Origin of the sequence: Pseudomonas alkylphenolica (genome assembly GCF_016009175.1) — a bacterium.
GTDB classification, from domain to species: Bacteria; Pseudomonadota; Gammaproteobacteria; order Pseudomonadales; family Pseudomonadaceae; genus Aquipseudomonas; species Aquipseudomonas alkylphenolica_B.
Genome location: NZ_JADUCM010000002.1, coordinates 254,248 through 272,443 on the forward strand (window position 1 = coordinate 254,248; position 18,196 = coordinate 272,443).

The following is an 18,196-nucleotide window of genomic DNA, read 5'->3' on the forward strand; positions in this document are numbered from 1 at the left end:
TGAAAAAAGAGAAAGGCCTGCCAGTACGAACTGGCACAAGTCCGCCAATGTAGCGGGTGGGGGCGCGATTGCCTAGGGGCGGGCCTTCAAGAGGCCACGCGCTGGGCAATCTGCACGGGAGCGAAATGGCAGGTAAAGGTGCTGCCGTGTCCGGGCACGCTGCTGATTTCCAGCCGCGCACGGTGACGCAACAGCACGTGCTTGACGATCGCCAGGCCCAGGCCGGTACCACCGGTGTTGGAGGCGCGGCTGGAGTCGACCCGGTAGAAGCGTTCGGTCAGGCGCGGCAGGTGCTTGGCGTCGATGCCGATCCCCGAGTCCTGAACGCTCAGGTGCGCACCTTGCTCGTCCACCCACCAGCGAATGCGGATCTGGCCTTCGTCCTGGGTGTATTTGACGGCATTGAATATCAGGTTGGAAAACGCACTGCGCAACTCGGCTTCGCTGCCCTTTAGGTATATCCCCGGGGTGGCTTCCAGGTTGATGCGCTGATTGCGCTGGCCAGACAACGCCAGGGCATCGCTCTTGATCGATTGCAGCAAGGCATCAACGGCGACCGGCTGATTGTCCGAGGGGTAGTCGGTCGCTTCCAGCTTGGCCAGCAGGAGCAAGTCATTGAGCAACGTTTGCATGCGCCCGCCCTGTTGCTGCATCTGCTGCAGCGCGCGAACCCAGCGTGGGTTAACGGCTTCGACGTTGTCGAGCAGGGTTTCCAGATAGCCGGCGATTACCGTCAGCGGCGTGCGCAGTTCATGGGACACGTTGGCGACGAAATCCTTGCGCATCTGTTCCAGCTGGTGGATGCGGGTGACGTCGCGCACCAGCATCAGGTGTTCGTTGTTGCCATAGCGGGTGATGTGCAACTGGATGCGCAAGCGGTCGTTGATTGGCGACGGGATCTCCAGCGGCTCGAGGTAGTTCTCCTGTTCGAAGTACTCCTTGAAGCGTGGATGGCGCACCAGGTTGGTGACCGGCTGGCCGCTGTCCTGTGGCGTCTTCAGGCCCAGCAGGGTTTCGGCAGCGCGGTTCCACCATTCCAGGTTGCCGTCGCTGTCGAGCATGATTACCGCGTCCCTGAGAGCGGCGGTGGACTCCTGAACCCGGTCGATCACCGCCTGCAGGCGGCCACGCACGCGCTGGTCGCGGCGTTGCAGGTGGTAAATGCTGTCGAACACCTCACCCCAGAGGCCATAGCCATCGGGGGGGGCTTCGTCGGGTTTGTGCAGGCGCAGCCACTCATGCAGGCGCAGCAACTGCTTGAGGGTCCAGCCCAGGTAAAGCGCCAGGCCCACGGCCAGGCTCCAGCCGTAATAGCCGCTGATCAGGCCGACCAGCAGGCAGGCGGTGATCAGCAGCAGCATGTGGCGAATCAGGGTGCCATGCCAGTTCTGGTTCAATTAACGAAGCGTCCTTTCCAATACCTTGGCCTGATGACCGGTTCAGCTCTTGGTCGAGAAGCGGTAGCCGGTGCCGCGTACGGTTTGTACCAGATTCTCATAGGCATCACCCAATGCCTTGCGCAGGCGGCGGATGTGCACATCGACCGTGCGCTCTTCGACGTAGACGTTGCCGCCCCAGACCTGGTCAAGCAGCTGACCGCGGGTGTAGGCCCGCTCCTGGTGGGTCATGAAGAACTGCAGCAGGCGGTATTCGGTAGGCCCCATCTCGGCCGGTTTGCCGTCAATGGTCACCCGGTGGCTGATGGGGTCGAGCAGCAGGCCGCCGACTTCGATCGGTGCTTCGCCATCGTTGGGCCCGGCCCGGCGCAGTACGGCCTTGAGGCGGGCGACCAGTTCGCGTGGCGAGAAGGGTTTGGTGATGTAGTCGTCAGCACCTACTTCAAGGCCCTGGATCTTGTTGTCTTCCTCGCCCTTGGCGGTGAGCATGATGATCGGAATGTCACCGGTCAGCTCATCGCGCTTCAGGCGTCGGGCCAGTTCGATGCCCGAGGTGCCCGGGAGCATCCAGTCCAGCAGGATCAGGTCCGGCTTGCGGTCAACGATGATGGCATGGGCCTGCTGGGAGTTCTCTGCCTCCAGGCAGTCATAGCCGGCCATTTCCAACGCAACGGCGATCATCTCGCGAATTGGCGCTTCGTCGTCAACGATCAGAATGTTTCTGCCAACCATGCTCAAACCTCTTCCCATTCAGGTGTCTTGGCCCGCATTAGATAACGGAATTATTGCAGTCGTGTGACAAGTCGTGGGGGTTTTAGCAACATTCGGTTACTGGGCTAGGCTTAAATTCCCTATCCCGAGAAACATGGTGGATCCAATGACACGACATACGCTGAACTGGATGGCGCTTTTCACCGCGGTGGCGCTGGCCTTGCCGGGGATTGCCTCGGCGGATCATCACGTCATGATGAAAGACGGTGTGATGGTCGACCATGCAGGGATGACGCTGTACACCTTCGACAAGGACTCAGGTGGCAAGTCCATGTGCAACGATGAGTGTGCCAAAAACTGGCCGCCGCTGATGGCCAAGCCCGGCGAAAAGGCCGAAGAGGGCTGGACCCAGATCAAGCGCGACGACGGTTCCATGCAGTGGGCGTACAAAGGCAAGCCGGTGTACACCTTCATCAAGGACAAGAAGGCCGGTGACATGACCGGTGACGGCATGAAAGACGTCTGGCACGTGATCAAGTAGCGTCCCGCCACTGCGCTGACTGCCTTGGCGGCGTCAGCGTAGTGCGTAGTCCAGCACAATGCTGATGAAAATCAGCAGCCCCGCCCAATGGTTGTGCAAAAAGGCTTTGAAGCACGACTCGCGGTCCAGCTTGCGGGTCGTCCAGAACTCCCAGACAAAGCACAGCAATGCCGCCACCAGCCCCAGGTGGAACCAGCCGCCCAGCCCGAAACGGTTACCGGCCATCAACAGGCAACCCAGCGACAGCACCTGCAAGGTCAGGATGATGACCCGGTCGGCTTCGCCGAACAGAATGGCAGTGGACTTGACCCCGATCTTCAGGTCATCGTCGCGGTCGACCATGGCGTAGTAGGTGTCGTAGCCCACCGTCCACAACAGGTTGGCGATGTACAGCAGCCAGGCAATCGCCGGCAACTCGCCAGTGGCGGCGGTGAAGGCCATGGGAATGCCCCAGGAATACGCCGCGCCCAGCACTACCTGCGGATAGTAGGTGTAGCGCTTCATGAAGGGGTAGCAAGCCGCCAGGGCTACGGCACCGAATGACAGCCATACCGTCTGCGCGTTGGTGCACAGCACCAGCAGAAAGCTCATGCCCACCAGCATGGCAAACAGCACCAGCGCCTCACGGGCATTGATCCGGCCAGCGGCCAGGGGGCGGTCGGCGGTGCGTTTGACGTGGCCGTCGACCTTGCGATCGGCGAAGTCGTTGATGGCACATCCGGCCGCGCGCATCAGCACCACGCCGAGGGTGAAGATCAACACATTGGCCAGGGTTGGCGTGCCTTTGGCTGCGATCCACACCGCCGACAGGGTGGGCCACAGCAGCAGGTAGATGCCGATGGGGCGGTCCATGCGGCTTAGCTGAATGAAGTCCCAGGCCCGTGGGTGCAGGCGATTGAGCGACTTGAGCAGCTGCAGGTACATCAGCGGATCTCCCCGGGAATCTCGGCGACTTGCCACAGTGATGGCAGGAAAACTTCGGCAACCAATATGCTCAATGCACCACGGTCAAAGCGCGAGCGGCGGCCCCAAAGCGCATCGCTGGCATTCAGGGTAGGCAACCAGGCCTGCGGATAATGGCAGACTTCGATCGCCCGGCGGGTAAAGGCCTGGTCGCAAAACAACAGTTCGCCCAGGGAGCGGCTGCCCAGTGCTTCCATGTCCAGCCCGCCGCTTTCCAGGGCACTTCGCGCAGCAACGCTGCGGGCGAACACCCAGGGTTGGCCGTGACCACGCAAATACACCTCGCGTACCCAGCCTTCGCTGCCTGCGGGCAGGTCCAGGGCCTGGCATTCGTCGTCACGCAACGGCTGCCAGCCTTCGCAAAGGGGTGTTACAGAAAAATGATCGGCGGATAATCGAGTCAGGCGACGGGTAAGCGAACCTTCATCGAACAACCAGTCAAGGAGGGCCGGTGCGGTGCTGTCTGCTACCTGTGTGTGCTGCAACCATTCTGCAGCAGGCGCTTGCGATGTTTCGTACGGCACGATGGTATGGATTAACAGGCCAAAGAGACCGCGAGCTTAGCATGATTGCCCAATCCGGCTTGCATGCTGGCACCTGGCTCCAGTACAAAGCCCCTCCCTGATGGCCGCCACTGTAACGATTCTGAGAGCGGCCACTCCAAAGCCTGTGTGAGTTGAGGACACGTGTAATGAAAAAGTGGCAGTGCATTGTTTGCGGCCTGATCTACGACGAAGCCGAAGGCTGGCCGGATGACGGCATCGCCCCAGGCACCCGTTGGGAAGATGTGCCGGAAGACTGGCTGTGCCCCGACTGTGGCGTGGGCAAGATCGATTTCGAAATGATCGCCATCGGCTGATCAATTTTTAACCTGATGGAAGGAAGGCGCGGCATGACGGCACCCGTAGTAATTGTCGGTACAGGATTGGCGGGCTACAACCTGGCCCGTGAATTTCGCAAACTGGACGGCGATACGCCGCTGTTGCTGATCACTGCCGACGATGGCCGCTCGTATTCCAAGCCGATGCTTTCCACAGGTTTTGCCAAGAACAAGGATGCCGATGGCCTGAGCATGGCCGAGCCTGGCGCCATGGCCGAGCAGCTGAAGGCCGAAGTGCGCACGCACACCCGTATCAGTGGCATCGACCCAGGCCACAAGCGCCTGTGGATTGGCGAGGAGCAGGTGGCTTACCGCGACCTGATCCTGGCCTGGGGTGCGCAAACGGTGCAGGTGCCGGTGGAAGGGGATGCCGAGGCGTCCATCTTCCCGATCAACGATCTGGAAGATTACGCCCGGTTTCGCGCGGCCGCGGTCGGCAAACAGCGGGTGCTGATCCTGGGGGCCGGGCTGATTGGCTGCGAGTTCGCCAACGACATGAGCCTGGGCGGTTACCAGGTCGACATGGTGGCGCCTTGTGAGCAGGTCATGCCGACCTTGCTGCACCCCGCCGCGGCGGGCGCCGTGCAGGCCGGCCTGGAAGGGCTCGGGGTGCGTTTTCATCTGGGGCCGGTGCTGACACGTCTGCAACGGGTTACCGAGGGCCTGGAGGCGCATCTGTCTGACGGCACGCTGATTCAATGCGACCTGGTAGTGTCAGCGGTGGGGTTGCGTCCGCGTACCGACCTGGCGGCCGCCGCCGGTTTGCAGACCAATCGCGGCGTTGTGGTCGACCGGCAGCTGCGCACCTCCCACGCCAACATCTACGCACTGGGCGATTGCGCCGAGGTCGATGGGCTCAACCTGCTCTACGTCATGCCGCTGATGAGCTGCGCGCGCGCATTGGCGCAAACCCTGGCGGGCACGCCGACGGCTGTCGCCTATGGGCCGATGCCGGTAACCGTCAAAACGCCGGCTTGTCCGCTGGTGGTTTCACCGCCGCCCCATGGCTGCGAAGGCAAATGGCAGGTCGAAGGCCAGGGCAGTGACCTCAAAGTGCTGTGCCATGATGCCGATGGCAACCTGCTGGGCTACGCCCTGACGGGCACCGCCGTCATGGAGAAGCTGGCTCTAAATCGGCAACTTCCGGCCCTCATGGCGTAAATAACCGGCGTTCTGTCCGATCTGCCATGTGATTGCCCCAACAATGGCCGCCCATAGACTGGCGCGGCCCCTGACGGCATGCCATCCTCACTCCCGTCTGCCGCAGTTTAGAGCCTGCGGTGCCTTGGGCGCTGTTCTCGAAGAGCAGCACGGCATAACAACAAAAATCCCGTCAAAGAGGCTTCACTATGCGCAAACCAGAACTCGCCGCAGCCATCGCTGAAAAAACCGACCTCACCAAAGAGCAAGCCAACCGCGTACTCAATGCCGTGCTCGAGTCGATCACCTCGGCGCTGCACAAAAAAGACAGCGTGACCCTGGTCGGTTTCGGTACCTTCGAACAACGTCACCGTGGCGCACGCACTGGCAAGAACCCGCAGACCGGTGAGCCAGTAAAAATCAAGGCGAGCAATACCGTTGCGTTCAAACCGGGCAAGGCCCTGAAGGAAAGCGTCAACTGAGTGATGCCGCGCCGCGATCAAACGCATTGAAAAAAACGGGCACCTGATACGGTGCCCGTTTTTTTTGCGCCTCTCGCTGCGATTGGGCACCGAATAACCTGGTAACAGAGCAAACGGTACTGATCTTCGCGAAAAGAGCGGTTAAGTATGGTGTTTTTGTAGCGAGACTATAAACTGCTCCGCCAGTCACTTTTTAGCCGAGGCGTGCACATGAAGTTTCGCTTTCTCCTTTGGGCCATGGGGTTGTTGATGGCCAAAGCCAGCCGCAACAACCCGGCGTTCCAGCAGCAACTGACCGACAAGGACCTGGTGTTTCAGTTGCAAACCCTGGATGGCAAGGTGGCGCGCCACTTCGTGGTCAAGGACCTGCGCATCAGCAGCCACTCAGGCACTCATGCGCAACCGGCGTTTGCCATCGCGTTCAAGGATGCAGCCTTCGGCTTTGCCACCCTGCAAGCAAAGAACAAGCAGTTGGCATTCATGCAGGGGATTCAGGACAAAAGCATCCAGATCAAGGGCAACCCGGCGCTGGTGATCTGGTTCCAGGGCTTGATGAAGTACCTCAAGCCCAAGAAAAAGGCCTGACCCGACGGGGCAGGCCGCTTGCTCAATGCTGGCCGAACTGAGAGGCCAGCTCGCGCAGCAGCGCTTCTGCCTCCAGCACTTTGCTCACGACATCTTCTGCTTTTTCGCGGGAGATGCTCAGGCGGTCCAGCAGCTCATCGGGAATCGGCTCGTCAGGCCCGGAGCCGATACCGCGGGCGCGCAGCAGGCGTACCGCCAGGCAGGCCAGGTTCGGGAAGGGAGCATGGTCGCCGTCGTAGTAAGGATCGTGCTGAAAGCGCAGTGCGGTCGCCAGCTCATCCGGCATGTCCCAGAAACGCATCAACCAGGCGCCGATCTGCTCGCGGCTGATACCCAGCAGGTGCTGCTCGACGTAACTGTGGCACAGGTGCGGGTTGACCTCCAGATGGCGGCAGATCAGCGAGAAGTGTGGCGGGAAGACATGCGCCAGCAGCAGGTAGCCAAAGTTGTGCAGCAGCCCGGCCAGGTAGGTCAGGCCTGCTTCAGGGCGCTCTGCACGCGGCATGGCACGGGTCAGGCCTTCGATCACGGCGGCGGTGTAGATCGACTGCTGCCAGTAGGGTGTGGCTTGCTGCGGGTGGTCCTTGGGCAGGCTCAGGGTCTTGCCCAACGCCAGGCCCAGGGCCAGATTGATCACCAGGTCGAAGCCCAGCACGCGCACGATGGCATCTTCCACCGAGCGGATTTTGCCCGGTGAGGCGTAGTAGGGCGAGGCCGCCCCGCGGACAACCGGGGCGGCCAGGGCCGGATCGGTTTCGACGACGCCGGTGATGTCATCGATGGTTGCGTTGGGATCGACGCGCAGCTTGATGATTTTTTGCGCGGTCTCGGCCAGCGGCGGGATCTCGATGGTGTTTTCCAGGCGCTGCTGGATACGCCGCGCCGTGAAAGCCTGGACGGCCTGGGAGATCTCTTCGCGGTCGTCGGTTGGCCGGTCGAGGTTCGGGCGAATGCGGCTCAACGGCTCGCCAAAGTTGCCAGCGCTGGCCTTGTTCAGCATTTTCTTGAAATCGTCGCGTTCTATTTCCAGCAGCAAGCCCGCCTCGCCGGAGTGAATCAACAGCTTTTCAGGCTTGAGCAGGCTCTCTTCATACAGGCAGGGCGAACTGGTCAGCGCCGGGATGCCTGGCAGCTGCTTGAGGCCATGCTTGTCGAGCATCTGCTTGAGACGCTCCAGTGGTACGGCGGCAAGCTTGCGCCCGGTCAGTTCGGTCAGGCGGTTAAGGTCGAGCAGTTGATTCTGCGGGAACAGCACCAACAGTGCGCCGACTTCATCATCGAGCAGCACCACCTGGGCTTTGCGTTCGGGCAACAGGTGGGGGTGGTCCAGCACTTCGCGATATGCGATGCCAAGCTTTTCCAGCAGCAGCCGGATTACAGACGGAGCGTGGGGGGTTGCGGTGTCCAGAGCAACTTCAGTCATGGTCTGTATCCAGAAATTTTATAATCGCAAGAGTATAACCAGCTTCAGCGACAAGCTGGATCCATTCTGGGACGGGCGTCACACCTGTCCATATTGCTGACCATGGCGCAGCCACCGGTCGAGCAACGGGCTGACATGATCCGGCCAGCGTGCCAGCAGGGCCTGGGCGGCATCGCGCACTGCTGGCAGCAGGTCGGCGTCGCGCATCAGGTCGGCAACCTTGAACTGCAACAGGCCGGTCTGGCGGGTGCCGAGCATTTCGCCGGGGCCTCGAAGTTCCAGGTCTTTTTCGGCGATGATGAAACCATCGTTGGTTTCGCGCATGATCCCCAGGCGTTCACGGCCGATCTGTGACAGCGGCGGGTGGTACAGCAGCACACAGTGGCTCGCTGCGCTGCCGCGACCGACCCGGCCGCGCAACTGGTGCAGCTGGGCCAGGCCCAGGCGTTCGGGGTTCTCGATGATCATCAGGCTGGCGTTGGGCACATCGACGCCAACCTCGATCACCGTGGTGGCCACCAGCAGTTGCAGCTCGCCTTGCTTGAACTGCGCCATGACGGCGGCCTTTTCAGCGGGCTTCATGCGCCCGTGGATCAGGCCGACACGCAGCTCGCCCAAGGCGCTGCCCAGTTCTTCGAAGGTGGTTTCTGCCGCTTGGCAGGTCAGCTCTTCGGACTCTTCGATCAGGGTGCACACCCAATAGGCCTGGCGGCCTTCGGCGCACGCGGCGCGAACCCGCTCGACCACTTCAAAGCGTCGGCTGTCAGCCACCAGCACAGTATTGACCGGCGTCCGTCCGGGCGGCAGTTCATCGAGGATCGAAGTGTCCAGGTCGGCGTAGGCGCTCATCGCCAGCGTGCGAGGAATGGGGGTCGCGGTCATGATCAGCTGGTGCGGGCAGAGTTGCCCGCCGACACCTTTCTGGCGCAGCGCCAGGCGCTGCTGCACACCGAAGCGGTGTTGCTCGTCGATGATCGCCAGGGCCAGGTTCTTGAACTTCACCTCGTCCTGGAACAACGCATGGGTACCCACCACCATTGGCGCACCCTGGGCGATTTGCTCCAGGGCGCTGGCCCGGGCCTTGCCTTTGAGCTTGCCGGCCAGCCACGCGACTTCGATACCCAGCGGCTCCAGCCAGCGCTTGAAGGTCGCAAAGTGCTGTTCGGCAAGAATCTCGGTAGGCGCCATCAGCGCGACCTGATAACCGGCCTCCAGTGCCTGCAGCGCGGCCAGTGCGGCGACCACTGTCTTGCCGGCGCCGACATCCCCCTGCACCAGGCGCAGCATCGGCTCCGACTGGCTGAGGTCATAGGCAATTTCGTTGCCTACCCGCTGCTGTGCGCCCGTCGGGGCAAAGCCCAGGTTGGCCAGGTACTGTTGCGGCAGGCGGTTCGCCTTGGGCAATGCTGGCGCCCGTTGTGCTCGCAGGCTTTCACGCAGGCGTTGCTGCGACAGCTGATGCGTCAGCAACTCTTCGAACGCCAGGCGGTGCTGGGCCCAATGCTGGCCTTCGGCAAGCTCGTCGACGTCGGCATCGGCGGGCGGGTGATGCAGGTAGCGGATGGCATCATCCAGCGGCGCCAGCTGGTAATCCCGGGCCAGCTCCAGCGGCAGCCAGTCGGGCAGGCTGCGTGGGCCAAGCATCGCCAGGCTCTGCTGGCTCAGCTGGCGCAGGCGCTGCTGGGTCAGGCCCTCGGTGGTCGGGTAGATCGGCGTCAGGGTCTGCTCCACCGGCGCAGGTTCATCGCCGGTGAGGGCGCGGTATTCCGGGTGGTAGATTTCCAGGCCCGAGGCACCGGGGCGAGCTTCGCCATAGCAGCGCAGGTGGGTGCCGCGCTTGAGGCCGTCCTTTTGCGCATTGCTGAAGTGGTAAAAACGCAGGCTCAACACACCGGTGCCGTCACCCAGGCGCACCAGCAGGCTGCGGCGCTTGCCCATGACCACGTCGGTACCGCTGACGACGCCCTCGATCACTGCATCCTGCCCGGGGCGCAGGGCCCCGATCGGGACCACACGGGTGCGGTCCTGGTAACGCAGGGGCAGGTGGAAGAGCACGTCCTGAAGGTTTTCCAGGCCGACCTTGGCGAGCTTCTCGGCCATGGCCTCGCCCACGCCCTTCAATGCAGTCACCGATACCTGGGACAACTCCGGCATGACAGTTCCTTACGCGCTCGCCGGTGGCTTGGCCACCGAGCACAGCCGGATGGAATCGGCGAGGATCTCGATTGCCTTGGGCCGCGGGAAGCTGGCGCGCCAGGCGATGGCCACGGTACGGAACGGCGCCGGTGGGCTCAACGGGCGAACTTCGATGACGCCGGGCGCATAGTGGTGGCTATGCACAGCGGACAGCGGCAGGATCGAAACGCCAAGGCCGGAGGCGACCATGTGGCGGATGGTTTCCAGCGAGCTGGACTCGACCGTGGTGTGCTTGGCGCCGTCGCTGCCCTTGGTCAGGGTCGGGCACGCTTCCAGCACCTGGTCACGGAAGCAGTGGCCCTCACCGAGCAGCAGCAGGCTCTTGTCGTTGAGCAGGCTGGCGTCGATGGTTTCCTTCTTGGTCCAGGGATGTTCGCTGGGCATCAATACATAGAAGGGCTCATCGTACAGCGGCAGGGTCAGGACATCGGCTTCATTGAACGGCAGGGCAATGATCACTGCGTCCAGTTCACCATTGCGCAGCTTGTCGCGCAGGATGTGTGTGAAGTTTTCTTCGATGTACAACGGCATCTGCGGTGCGACCCGGTGCAGTTGCGGAATCAGGTGCGGGAACAGGTAGGGGCCGACCGTGTAGATCGCACCGACTTTCAGCGGTGCAGTCAGCTGGTTTTTACCGGCCTGGGCCAGTTCGCGAATGCCTTGGGCCTGCTCAAGTACCTTCTGGGCCTGAGCGACAATGCCTTCACCCACCGGGGTCAGGCGTACGGCGCTTTTGCTGCGCTCGAAGATCAGTACACCCAGCTCGTCCTCAAGCTTTTTCACGCCCACCGACAGGGTCGGCTGGCTGACATGGCAGCGCTCGGCGGCATGGCCGAAGTGTTGCTCTTGGGCGAGGGTGACGATGTAGCGCAATTCTGTGAGTGTCATAACGTGCGTCCATGAAGTTGCGGCCCCAGCATAGCGGCTGCAATCGATAGACGCACGTTATCAGAGTTGCTTGTTTGTGACAGAAACAAAGCGTCAGCGCTTGTCCAGCGAGTAGACGAATGGTGCGATCACTTCGATGCTGCCGTTGTTAAGCAATTCCTTGGGCGGTGGTGGTACCGGCTGGGCACGACGGATCATCTCCAGGGTCGCCCGATCCAGTGCTGCACTGCCCGAACCGCCGGCCAGTGCGTACGAGAGAATCTTGCCTTCGCCATCCACCACGAAACGCAGCCGGTTGATGCCTTCCATGCGCATGCGCCGGGCGTTTTCCGGGTAGCGCTTGTACTTGGCCAGGTGGCGCAGCAGGTCGCTCTGCCAGGTCGGCAGGGCGTTGCTGTTGCTGGCAATGCTCGGTGCCGGTGCCGCGGACTTCTGCGCAGGCGCATTGCTCGGCGGTGTATCGACCACGTCTTCGTCAGCAGGCTTTTCCTGCGGCGGCTCAGGCTTTTTCTCTGGCTTGGGCGGCTGCGGTTTGGCTTTTGGCTTTACCGGTTTGGCAATGGCGATTTTCGGCTTCGGCGCCTCGACCAGTTTCGGCAGCGGCGGTTCTTCGACCGGTGCTGGCGGCTGTGGCGGGGTCACTACCTTGGGCGGTGGTGGAGGTGCCGGTTCCGGTATCGGCGCCATCTGGATCATCATCGCCGCGGGCGGCAACTCGATCGCCTGGGGCACCGACCAATTGAGCGTCAACAGGACGGCGATGGCATGGATACCCAGCACAATCGCCAGACTACCGCTGTAACGCGCCAGCTTATGCCGCGTCTTGATCATTTCTTGGCTGCCGTCTCAAGCCCGACCAGACCGACTTTCAGGTAACCGGCCGCGCGCAGCGTGTTCATCACTTCCATCAGATCGCCGTAATCCACGCCTTTATCGGCCTGGAAGAAGATCGTGGTGTCCTTGTCGCCCTTGGTCTTGGCGTCGAGCACGGCACCGAGCTGGTCGCGTTGAACCTGATCTTCGCCGACGTAAACGTTCTGGGCGGCTTTGACGCGGAGGAAGATCGGCTTTTCCGGCCTCGGTGCCGGTTTGGCAGTCGAGGCCGGCAGGTCGACTTTGATATCGACGGTTGCCAGGGGGGCTGCCACCATGAAGATGATCAGCAGGACCAACATCACGTCGATGAACGGCGTGACGTTGATTTCGTGGTTCTCGGCGAGGTCGTCGCCACCTTCGTTAAGATGCAGGCCCATGGATTACCCCACTTTCACCATGTGAGGTGCAGTGGCGCGGTCACCTGGCTGGTGGTCCAGGTCACGGCTGACCAGCAGCAGGACTTCGGCCGAGGCGTCGGACACCTGAGCCTTGTAACCGGCGATGGAGCGGGCGAAGACGTTGTAGATGACGACGGCCGGAATCGCTGCAACCAGGCCCAGGGCGGTGGCCAGCAGGGCCTCGGCGATGCCTGGGGCAACCACCGCAAGGTTGGTGGTCTGGGTTTTGGCGATGCCGATGAAGCTGTTCATGATGCCCCATACGGTACCGAACAGACCGACGAAGGGCGCGGTGGAGCCGATGGTGGCCAGCACGCCGGTGCCGCTGCTCATGTTACGACCGCTGGCCGCTACCAGGCGCTCGAGGCGGAAACTGACGCGCTCCTTGATGCCTTCTTTCTCGCGGGCATTGGTGGACAGGCGCATTTCGTCCAGGGCGTCGTGAACCAGGAGGTGGGCCAGGGTGCCTTCCTTGCTGGCGCCATCGCTGGCTTCCTTGAGGGTGGTGGCCTTTTTCAGTGCGGCGATTTCACCACGCAGGCGGCGTTTGGCGCCCAGCAGCTCGAAACCCTTGGCGATCCAGATGGTCCAGGTGATGATCGAAGCGATCGCCAGGCCGATCATGACGATCTTGACCACGATGTCGGCGTTTTTGTACATGCCCCATGGCGACAGGTCGTGGGCCATGCCCAGGCTGGTTTCTTCAACCAGGCCTTCTTCACCGGTATCTGGCACCTGGCCTTCTACTACGGGCGCAGGGGTGGCAGCCGGGTCAGCCGGGGTAGCGGCAGCTTCGGTGCCCGGTGCCGCAGGGGCAACGGCAGCAGCAGGGGCGGCGACGGGCGCTGTCGGCTCATCAGCCATCGCAGCCGGGGCCAGCACCAGGCTGAACATCAGCGCGGCAATGGCGCGCCATGCGCGCGGCGTGGTTGGCGAAGCGGAAGGTTGGATACGTGTCATGCTGGCCGGACCTGATGAAGAAGAAAGAGGGGTTGTCCTTCCAGGCCTCGATACAGGCCGAGAACAAAAATTCGGCCGCCATTATTGCAAGTAATTCTTGTTAGCAGAAGTAATAAAGTTACTTTTTTTCCATCATAGCTAGCCGCCTATCGATTTATTTGGATAGGCTGGGCCTTTGATTTGCGGAGTTTCGGGATGTCTGCGCCTTCTGTTTTGATTGTCGGATGTGGTGATGTCGGTAGTCGCCTCGCCAAGCAAATGCTGGCTTGCAACTGGCATGTGAGTGGCCTGCGTCGCAGCGTCGACCAGCTGCCGGCAGGGGTTACGGGTGTGGCCGCCGACCTGTTCGACGCGCAGTGCCCGGACACCTGGCCCGCCGTGTCGCCGGACTACCTGGTGTACTGCGCGGCGGCCAGCCAGCATGACGAGGCTGGCTATCGGGCGGCCTATGTCGATGGCCTGAAGCATGTTCTGAGCTGGCTGGCAGAGCGCGGCCAGGCACCAAAGCGCCTGCTGTTCGTCTCCAGCAGTGGTGTATATGCCCAGCAAGACGGCGAGTGGATCGACGAGGCATCGGTAACCGCGCCGAAGAACTACTCGGGCACTGTGATGCTCGAGGCAGAGCAGTTGGCGCTGGCCAGCGGCATACCCTGTACGGTGGTGCGCCTGACCGGTATTTATGGCCCGGGGCGCGAGTGGCTGTTGAGCCAGGTCCGTCAGGGTTATCGGGTTACCGAGGAACCGCCGCTGTATGCCAACCGGATCCATGCCGAGGACGCAGCCGGTCTGCTCGCCTTCCTGGTCAAAGCCGATGACCAAGGCCAGGCCTTGGACGACTGTTACATCGGTGTGGATGACGCGCCGGCGCCGTTGGCCGAAGTGGTGGCCTGGCTGCGACAGTACATGGGCGTCACCCAGTGGTCCGAGCAGGAGCGGGTGCGTCGTACCGGTAGCAAGCGCTGCAGCAACGCCCGGGCGCGGGCACTGGGCTGGGCGCCACAGTACCCGAGCTACCAGGAAGGCTATGCGGCCATCCTGGAGGGGCGTACCTGATACTGCGGTAGATCAGTCGCGCTCGAGCAACCATTGGCGAGCGCCAGGCTGTAGCTGCGGCTTTTCATCCGGTTGCGCGCTGTTGGTGGCACGCAGGATTTCCAGCTGGTCGCCGTCACGCTTGAAAATCCACGGCGCACCTTGCTTGTTGCGCTCCAGCCAGAGGCTGTCGTTGCCGCTGCTCATGTCGGCGCAGTCACCCGCCAGGCACAGCGCGTAGCGATCCAGGTTGGGCAGGCCATCAACGCTGCCGTTGTCACGAAAATGCACCTGGCCACCCTGGCCCGGGCCTTCGATGATCTTCCACTCGCCGCCGAGATAAGCGCTGTAGAGCGCCTGCTCAAACGTGGTGCCGGTGCGTGCGCCCATGGGTGCAGGGGTGCGGGCCTTCTCGAACTGCTGTTGTGGTGCCCACTCACTGGTGTTCTGCACCAGCTCGTCGCCATCCAGGGTCAGGGTTTCGACGTGGTTATCGCCGAATTCCACCTGATATTGCTTTTCACCGGCCTTGAGCTGGCCTTCGGCGATTTCGAAGCCGTTGTCGAAGCTGGCCTGTCCGGCAGCGACGTTGACCTTCCATTCGAAATTGGGACCGTTGTCCTGCAGGGCCTGGCGCAGGCTGACGCCTTTGGCGGCAGTATCGATGGCTTTCTGGTTGATCCAGATGCCGTTGTAGTCTTCAGGTTTGTGGCTGGCGCATCCGCTCAGCAGTGCGGCAGCCAGGGTCAGGGCGAGCGCGTGGCGCATGGCGGGGTCCTTTCCGGGGCAAAGCAGGGCGAGCCGGTCGGCTCGCCGCGCGGGGGTATTACTCGAGGACCAGGATCGCGTCCATTTCAACTTGCGAGCCACGTGGCAGGGCGGCGACGCCGATAGCGGCGCGCGCCGGGTACGGCTGCTCGAAGTACTTGCCCATGATCTCGTTGACCTTGGCGAAGTGGCTCAGGTCAGTCAGGAAGATGTTCAGCTTGACGATGTCTTTGAACGAGCCACCGGCGGCTTCAGCGACGGCCTTGAGGTTTTCGAACACCTGAACGGTCTGGGCTTCGAAACCTTCGACCAGTTCCATGGTTTTCGGGTCCAGCGGGATCTGGCCGGACATGTACACCGTGTTACCGGCCTTGATCGCCTGGGAGTAGGTACCGATGGCGGCTGGGGCCTTGTCACTGGTGATGACGGTCTTGGACATGATGACTCCTTGCTGTTTTAGGGCTACGTGCGCATGCGGGTGATGCGGATCACGCCTGTCAGTGCACGCAGTTTCTTGATCACGCGGGCCAGGTGCACGCGGTCGTGCACGCTGACCACCAGTTGGACCACGCTGATGCGACCATCGCGCTCGTCCATGCTGATTTTCTCGATGTTGCCGTCGGCGGCATTGACGCTGCTGGCCAGCAAGGCGATCAGGCCGCGTTGGTGTTCCAGTTCGACGCGCAGTTCGACGTTGAATTCGCCGGTGACATCCTTGGCCCAGGACAGCTGTACGCATTTTTCCGGGTTGTGGCGGATTTCACTGATGTTGCGGCAGTTCTCCAGGTGCACGACCATGCCTTTGCCGGCCGACAGGTGACCGACAATCGGGTCGCCCGGGATCGGCGTACAGCATTTGGCATAACTGAGCACCAGGCCTTCGGTGCCGCGAATCGCCAGCGGGCCTTCCGGTGTTGGCAGCTGTTCGCCCTCGCTGGACAGCAAGCGACGGGCGACGACATAGGCCATGCGGTTGCCCAGGCCAATGTCTTCGAGCATGTCCTCGATCTGCTCCAGGCGGTACTCGCTGAGCATGGCCTGGATGCGCTCCTGGGGAATCTTGTCCAGGGCGCTGTCGAAGCCGTTGAGGACCTTGTTCAGCAGGCGTTCGCCGAGGCTGATGGACTCGGAGCGGCGTTGCAGCTTGAGGGCATGGCGGATGTGCGTGCGGGCCTTGCCAGTGACCACGAAGTTGAGCCAGGCCGGATTCGGCCGGGCGCCCGGCGCGCTGACGATTTCGACCGTCGAACCGCTTTGCAGGGGCTCGGACAGCGGTGCCAGGCGACGGTTGATCCGGCAGGCGATGCAGCTGTTGCCAACGTCGGTGTGCACCGCGTAGGCAAAGTCGACCGCGGTGGAGCCTTTGGGCAGCTCCATGATGCGGCCCTTGGGCGTGAATACGTAGACCTCGTCCGGGAACAGGTCGATCTTCACGCTTTCGATGAATTCCAGCGAGTTGCCGGCACGCTGCTGCATTTCCAGCACGCCTTTGACCCATTGGCGGGCGCGGGCGTGGGTGCCTTTGGGTTGCTCGTCGTCACTGGACTTGTACAGCCAGTGCGCAGCGATGCCGTTGTTGGCCATTTCTTCCATTTCGCGGGTGCGAATCTGGATCTCGATGGGCACCCCGTGCATACCGAACAAGGTGGTGTGCAGCGACTGGTAGCCGTTGGCCTTGGGGATCGCGATGTAATCCTTGAAGCGGCCAGGCAGCGGCTTGTACAGGTTGTGCACGGCGCCGAGCACGCGGTAGCAGGTGTCTACCTTGTCGACGATGATGCGGAACGCGTAGACATCCATGATCTCGTTGAAGGCCCGGCGTTTGCCGCGCATCTTCTTGTAGATGCCATAGAGGTGCTTCTGGCGGCCGCTGACTTCGCCTTCGATACCGTCGACCGCCAGGCAGTGGGCCAGCGACTCTTCGATCTTGTTGACGATTTCCTTGCGGTTGCCGCGAGCGCGTTTGACGGCCTGGTAGATGCGCGCCGAGCGCATCGGGTGCATGGCCTTGAAACCCAGGTCTTCGAATTCCACGCGCACACTGTGCATCCCCAGGCGATTGGCGATGGGGGCGTAGATTTCCAGGGTTTCCTTGGCGATGCGTCGACGTTTTTCGCCGGACAGCACCTCGAGGGTGCGCATGTTGTGCAGGCGGTCCGCCAGCTTGACCAGGATCACGCGGATGTCCCGGGCCATGGCCATGGCCATTTTCTGGAAGTTTTCCGCCTGGGCTTCGGCCTTGGTTTCGAAGTTCATCTGGGTCAGCTTGCTGACCCCGTCGACCAGTTCGGCGACGGTTTCGCCAAATTGCGAGCAGAGGGCTTCTTTGGCGATGCCGGTGTCTTCGATCACGTCATGGAGCATGGCAGCCATCAGGCTCTGATGGTCCATGTGCATGTCGGCAAGGATGCTCGCCACTGCCAGCGGATGCGTGACGTAGGCTTCGCCGCTGCGACGGCGTTGGCCATCGTGGGCTTGTTCGGCGTAGAAGTACGCCCGGCGCACCAGGTTGACCTGGTCAGCGCCGAGGTAGGTCGACAGGCGATCGGCGAGGGCGTCTATGCTCGGCACAGGATTACCTCCTGCCGAGGAAAGGGGACCTGCGCCGTACTGCGTCGACCAGGCATAGGCTTAGACGGCCTCGTTGGCCTCTTCCTCGCTACCGAATGCAAAGGCAGGCTCGACTTCGACGATGGATTCGGCAGCGATGAATTCAGGGGTGCAGATGCCTTCAGCGATTTCACGCAGGGCAACGACGGTAGGTTTGTCGTTTTCCCATGCCACTTTTGGCTCTTTGCCGCCGGTGGCCAGCTGACGGGCACGCTTGGTAGAGAGCATGACCAGCTCAAAACGGTTATCCACGTGTTCTAGGCAGTCTTCAACGGTTACGCGGGCCATGGTCTTCCTCAAGTAGCAAATGCGGTGTTCAGCCCGAATGGGCGAGCGGACTCGATAG

At 62.0% G+C, this 18,196-nt stretch carries 20 protein-coding genes; 6 read left to right on the forward strand and 14 right to left on the reverse strand.

Translation table 11 applies throughout. From position 1 onward, the window contains the following. Window positions 1-86 precede the first annotated feature (86 nt). Both phoR and phoB read right to left on the reverse strand, forming a co-directional pair. On the reverse strand, window positions 87-1,361 hold the full coding sequence (gene phoR / locus I5S59_RS03420) for a phosphate regulon sensor histidine kinase PhoR (protein WP_232239578.1): 1,275 nt from the start codon (window positions 1,359-1,361) through the stop codon (window positions 87-89). A gap of 78 nt (window positions 1,362-1,439) precedes the next feature. Continuing rightward, window positions 1,440-2,129 (reverse strand): phosphate regulon transcriptional regulator PhoB, encoded by a 690-nt coding sequence (phoB, locus tag I5S59_RS03425; RefSeq protein ID WP_128321939.1) that lies wholly within the window; start codon window positions 2,127-2,129, stop codon window positions 1,440-1,442. Window positions 2,130-2,274: 145 nt separating this feature from the next. Between phoB and I5S59_RS03430 the strand changes: the two genes are divergently transcribed. Further along, a complete protein-coding gene (locus I5S59_RS03430; RefSeq protein WP_197875402.1) occupies window positions 2,275-2,649 on the forward strand; it encodes a hypothetical protein in 375 nt (124 codons plus the stop codon). Window positions 2,650-2,682: 33 nt separating this feature from the next. On the opposite strand, the gene ubiA is transcribed toward I5S59_RS03430, so the two are convergent. Together ubiA and I5S59_RS03440 are read right to left on the reverse strand one after the other, a co-directional pair. Further along, the gene (ubiA, locus tag I5S59_RS03435) at window positions 2,683-3,573 is read right to left on the reverse strand and encodes a 4-hydroxybenzoate octaprenyltransferase (protein WP_197875403.1); all 891 of its coding nucleotides are present in this window, start codon (window positions 3,571-3,573) and stop codon (window positions 2,683-2,685) included. Further along, window positions 3,573-4,097, reverse strand: coding sequence for a chorismate lyase (locus I5S59_RS03440; protein WP_232239579.1), 525 nt, complete (start codon window positions 4,095-4,097; stop codon window positions 3,573-3,575). Before I5S59_RS03440 ends, ubiA begins: the two co-directional genes overlap by 1 nt. 206 nt (window positions 4,098-4,303) lie before the next feature. Here I5S59_RS03440 and I5S59_RS03445 point away from each other — a divergent pair, with 206 nt between their 5' ends. The 4 genes from I5S59_RS03445 to I5S59_RS03460 all read left to right on the forward strand — a co-directional run bounded on the left by I5S59_RS03445 (window position 4,304) and on the right by I5S59_RS03460 (window position 6,699). After that, a complete protein-coding gene (locus I5S59_RS03445; RefSeq protein ID WP_128321935.1) occupies window positions 4,304-4,471 on the forward strand; it encodes a rubredoxin in 168 nt (55 codons plus the stop codon). A gap of 33 nt (window positions 4,472-4,504) precedes the next feature. Then, a complete protein-coding gene (locus I5S59_RS03450; RefSeq protein ID WP_197875405.1) occupies window positions 4,505-5,653 on the forward strand; it encodes an NAD(P)/FAD-dependent oxidoreductase in 1,149 nt (382 codons plus the stop codon). Window positions 5,654-5,841: 188 nt separating this feature from the next. Beyond that, window positions 5,842-6,114 carry an HU family DNA-binding protein gene (locus tag I5S59_RS03455; protein ID WP_197875406.1) on the forward strand — a complete coding sequence of 91 codons (273 nt, stop codon included), beginning with the start codon at window positions 5,842-5,844 and terminating at the stop codon, window positions 6,112-6,114. A gap of 210 nt (window positions 6,115-6,324) precedes the next feature. Next, on the forward strand, window positions 6,325-6,699 hold the full coding sequence (locus tag I5S59_RS03460; protein ID WP_128321932.1) for an SCP2 sterol-binding domain-containing protein: 375 nt from the start codon (window positions 6,325-6,327) through the stop codon (window positions 6,697-6,699). 22 nt (window positions 6,700-6,721) lie between these two features. On the opposite strand, the gene I5S59_RS03465 is transcribed toward I5S59_RS03460, so the two are convergent. The 6 genes from I5S59_RS03465 to exbB all read right to left on the reverse strand — a co-directional run bounded on the left by I5S59_RS03465 (window position 6,722) and on the right by exbB (window position 13,440). Continuing rightward, window positions 6,722-8,122 carry an aminoacyl-tRNA deacylase and HDOD domain-containing protein gene (locus I5S59_RS03465; protein WP_197875407.1) on the reverse strand — a complete coding sequence of 467 codons (1,401 nt, stop codon included), beginning with the start codon at window positions 8,120-8,122 and terminating at the stop codon, window positions 6,722-6,724. A gap of 78 nt (window positions 8,123-8,200) precedes the next feature. Beyond that, entirely contained in the window at window positions 8,201-10,276 is a 2,076-nt protein-coding gene (gene recG, locus I5S59_RS03470; RefSeq protein WP_197875408.1) for an ATP-dependent DNA helicase RecG, read from the reverse strand. 9 nt (window positions 10,277-10,285) lie between these two features. After that, complete coding sequence (locus I5S59_RS03475) at window positions 10,286-11,206, reverse strand: hydrogen peroxide-inducible genes activator (RefSeq protein ID WP_197875409.1); 921 nt, start codon at window positions 11,204-11,206, stop codon at window positions 10,286-10,288. A gap of 93 nt (window positions 11,207-11,299) precedes the next feature. Beyond that, complete coding sequence (locus I5S59_RS03480; protein WP_128321928.1) at window positions 11,300-12,037, reverse strand: energy transducer TonB; 738 nt, start codon at window positions 12,035-12,037, stop codon at window positions 11,300-11,302. After that, window positions 12,034-12,459: a TonB system transport protein ExbD gene (gene exbD, locus I5S59_RS03485; protein WP_197875410.1), complete on the reverse strand. Its 426-nt coding sequence runs from the start codon at window positions 12,457-12,459 to the stop codon at window positions 12,034-12,036. Before exbD ends, I5S59_RS03480 begins: the two co-directional genes overlap by 4 nt. Window positions 12,460-12,462: 3 nt before the next feature. Beyond that, on the reverse strand, window positions 12,463-13,440 hold the full coding sequence (exbB, locus tag I5S59_RS03490) for a tonB-system energizer ExbB (protein ID WP_197875411.1): 978 nt from the start codon (window positions 13,438-13,440) through the stop codon (window positions 12,463-12,465). Between the two features lie 195 nt (window positions 13,441-13,635). On the opposite strand from exbB, the gene I5S59_RS03495 reads away from it, so the two are divergent. Further along, a complete protein-coding gene (locus I5S59_RS03495) occupies window positions 13,636-14,493 on the forward strand; it encodes an SDR family oxidoreductase (protein ID WP_197875412.1) in 858 nt (285 codons plus the stop codon). 12 nt (window positions 14,494-14,505) lie between these two features. On the opposite strand, the gene I5S59_RS03500 is transcribed toward I5S59_RS03495, so the two are convergent. From I5S59_RS03500 to rpoZ, 4 genes are read right to left on the reverse strand one after another with little or no spacing between them, the layout of a single operon-like run. After that, the gene (locus I5S59_RS03500) at window positions 14,506-15,240 is read right to left on the reverse strand and encodes a hypothetical protein (protein ID WP_197875413.1); all 735 of its coding nucleotides are present in this window, start codon (window positions 15,238-15,240) and stop codon (window positions 14,506-14,508) included. Between the two features lie 58 nt (window positions 15,241-15,298). Beyond that, window positions 15,299-15,679, reverse strand: coding sequence for a RidA family protein (locus tag I5S59_RS03505; RefSeq protein ID WP_045186183.1), 381 nt, complete (start codon window positions 15,677-15,679; stop codon window positions 15,299-15,301). A gap of 23 nt (window positions 15,680-15,702) precedes the next feature. After that, the gene (spoT, locus tag I5S59_RS03510; protein WP_197875414.1) at window positions 15,703-17,811 is read right to left on the reverse strand and encodes a bifunctional GTP diphosphokinase/guanosine-3',5'-bis pyrophosphate 3'-pyrophosphohydrolase; all 2,109 of its coding nucleotides are present in this window, start codon (window positions 17,809-17,811) and stop codon (window positions 15,703-15,705) included. Window positions 17,812-17,871: 60 nt separating this feature from the next. Next, complete coding sequence (rpoZ, locus tag I5S59_RS03515; protein ID WP_028942466.1) at window positions 17,872-18,138, reverse strand: DNA-directed RNA polymerase subunit omega; 267 nt, start codon at window positions 18,136-18,138, stop codon at window positions 17,872-17,874. Between the last annotated feature and the right edge of the window lie 58 nt (window positions 18,139-18,196).